General features: G+C 67.3%; 2 protein-coding genes. Both read right to left on the bottom strand.

What is annotated here, in order from left to right; genetic code table 11:
- Positions 1–90 precede the first annotated feature (90 nt).
- Positions 91–669 (bottom strand): YdeI/OmpD-associated family protein, encoded by a 579-nt coding sequence (locus ACTJJK_RS22425; RefSeq protein ID WP_031373326.1) that lies wholly within the window; start codon positions 667–669, stop codon positions 91–93.
- A gap of 4 nt (positions 670–673) precedes the next feature.
- Positions 674–2,311 (bottom strand): calcineurin-like phosphoesterase C-terminal domain-containing protein, encoded by a 1,638-nt coding sequence (locus tag ACTJJK_RS22420; protein ID WP_440731292.1) that lies wholly within the window; start codon positions 2,309–2,311, stop codon positions 674–676.
- Between the last annotated feature and the right edge of the window lie 537 nt (positions 2,312–2,848).

Raw genomic sequence — 2,848 nt, 5'->3', positions numbered from 1 at the left:
CCGCGACCGCGTCGCTGCAAGATCGCGGCGAAAACATCGGCAAGGGCGATCGTTCCGCGGCATCGGCAGCGAAGACGACCGCGCCCCCCCTCACCCGTGAATCTTCTCCCCGCGCGCCAGCATCGCCACGAATTTCTCGATCCGGCTCGCGCGCGTCTCCGGCTTCTTCGCCGTCTGCACGCGCCACAGCACCGCGTAGCGGTTGGTCTTGTCGAGTTGCTCGAAGAACGCGCGCGCCTTGGGCTGCTTGGCCAACGCCTTGGCCAGGTCTTCCGGTACTTCGATCTTGCTGGCCGAATCGTAGGCCGCGTCCCAGCGCCCGTCGGCCTTGGCCGCCTCGACCTCGCGCAACCCGCCGGCGGCCATGCGGCCCTCGGCGATCAGCCGCTCGACCTTGCCGATGTTGATCTTCGACCACAGGCCCTTGGGTCGGCGCGGGCTGAAACGCTGCAGGAAGAAACAGGCGTCGAAGCTGCGCTTGAGTCCGTCGATCCAGCCGTGGCACAGGGCCACGTCGAGCGCCTGTTCGTAGTTCACCGTGACCACGCTCTGCCCTTTCTTGGCGATCTTCAGCCAGACGCCGGTCGCCTCGGGATGGGCGAGCAGCCACTGCTCGAAGGCGGCAGCGTCGTCGAAGACGATGATCGGCGAATCGTCGAGTGCGGCCATGGCCTCAGTCCTGTGCGGTGTCGAGCAAACGGTAGGAGGCGGACAGGCGCTGCTCGCCCTGCCAAGGATCGAAGACGCGTACTTCGACCTTGTGTTCGCCGGCGGCGGCATCGGTCGGCAGCGGCGCGTTCCACAGATGCGCCGAGGGCGTCGCGGTGGCGGCGCGGTCGTAGCCGCGCAGGCGTTCGGCCTCGTCGTCGCGCGCGTTCTCGGCCAACACCGCAGGGTCCGGCTGTTCGACCCGGCGCATCGGCTTCCAGTCGCCGTCGTCGAGGCGGTACTCGACCCGGCTGTCCTCGCGGCCCATGTAGACGTTGGCGAACACGCCACGGCTCGGATACGAACCGCGCCGCAGCACCTTCGGCAGGTACAGGCGCAGGTAGGGGTTTGCGACCTTATCGCTGTCGCTCTGGCGCGCCGGGAACCAACGCAGGCCATAGCCGGCATCGGCGCGCACCGACAAGCGCGCATAACCGTTCGGCGTGCCGTCGCTCATGGTCGTGTCCGGAATGCCCTGCGCATCCTTGACGCCGGACCAGAACGCGCCGCAGGCGGCGCCGACGTTGTATTCGTGCAGCGGCTTCGCGCCCTGCCAACCGCTGGCGGCATCGTGGAAGACGTGGCGCTGGGTGTGGCTGTGGCCGCTGAGCACCAGCAGGTTCGGAAAATCCTTCAGCAGCCCGAATAAGCGCTCGCGATCGGCGCGGCGGAAGGTCTCGCGGCCCGGCGCGGCATCGAACAAGGGGATGTGCATGGCGAGCACCAACAGGCGCTGCCTGGACACGCCCGCCAGATAACTTTCCAGAAAGGCGAACTGGTCCGGGCGCAGGCCGCCGATGTAGTCGGCTTTGCTGCCCGGCTGATAGACCACATCGTCGAGCACCACGAAATTCGCCTGCGCTTCCTCCCAGGCGAAAGTATCCGGCCCGTAGACGTGGCGGAAACTCAGCAGCGAATCCTCATCGCGGGTCGCGTCGAAATCCAGGTCGTGGTTGCCCGGCGCGTGCAGCCACGGCACATCGAGGCTCGCGGTGACCGCATTGAGCTTCGGATACAGGGACAGGTCGTCGTGGGTGATGTCGCCCAGGCTCAGGCCGAGGTCGGCGACGCGCGCGCCGGCGCGGCGGTCGGCGCGGCGGCCGGTGAGCAAGGGCTCGACGATGTCGCGGCGGTAGTAGTCGACGTCGGTCGCGGTCTTGGTCTGCGGGTCGGCGAACACCAGCACGTCGAGATCGCCGGCTGCCTTGCGACGTTCGGGGATCAGGCCGTAATCGCGGCAGCTCGTCGCGACCGGCATGCCGCCGTACTTCAGCGCCGGACCTGCTTGCAGGCGCACGTTGAGCCAATAATCCGGCAACCCGCTGGCCCGGTTCGCCAGCCGGTAGCCGGCGGGCTTGATCAGGAACTGACTGCGGTTATCGCGCAACGGCAGCCGATAGCGGCCCTGCGCATCGGTGGCGACGATGCGCTCGCCGTCGGAGACGCGCTGCCCCCGCAGCCCCGGTTCGCCCGCATCGCGGCGGCCGTTGCCGTTGCGATCCTCGAACACGCTGCCCCCATCGCAGGGCGCCGCCTGGGCCAGCGCCGCGGCGGGAACGATCAAGGCGAGCAGCAAGGCGGCGACGGATGCGGATGGACGCATGGAGGGCTCCGGAGTAAGCACACATTATGCGTCGATCGGGCCCCGGACCGAGGCCGGCGGCACGGTGCGAGGATGGCGGCGGAGCGGTCCAGCCGTCCGGGCAATGGCTGGCCGTTCCTTGGGGATTCGGCAGTCGCGCGAATGCCTCGGCGGTTCGGGCAGCCGGGGGTTCATGCACTGAGGTTGGATGGATCGCAAACCCGATGCAGCATCGCTCGCTGCTTACGCCACTCCTACAGGGCTGCGGCTGGTAACGCCGCGAGGTCGAGACGGCGCGGTCGCGGCTTGCGCCGCTCCTACCCAAAAGCGACCGCGTTGCCGTTGCCGTTGCCGTTGCCGTTGCCGTGATTTTGATCCGCTTTGCCGGTCAAGTGGAGACCCGGAGGGCGGCGCACAGGACGTGCGCCGTTTTTCGATAGGACAAGGATGTCCTATCGAAAAATCCCGGCGACAGCTACGAACTCGTGGCCTGTGCCCTTGCAAGGAGAGCCCTTTTCTTTGGTTACCTTTCTTTTGGGCTTAGCAAAAGAAAGTAAC

It is taken from the genome of Lysobacter sp. 22409 (assembly GCF_052045105.1).
Taxonomy (GTDB): domain Bacteria; phylum Pseudomonadota; class Gammaproteobacteria; order Xanthomonadales; family Xanthomonadaceae; genus Lysobacter; species Lysobacter antibioticus_B.
This window is presented reverse-complemented; position numbering and strand designations above follow the sequence as displayed.

What these genes read in the sequence shown, in the direction of transcription:
- ACTJJK_RS22420 (WP_440731292.1), bottom strand. Translation starts at nt 2,311, where the DNA reads ATGCGTCCATCCGCATCCGTCGCCGCCTTGCTGCTCGCCTTGATCGTT.
- ACTJJK_RS22425 (WP_031373326.1), bottom strand. Translation starts at nt 669, where the DNA reads ATGGCCGCACTCGACGATTCGCCGATCATCGTCTTCGACGACGCTGCC.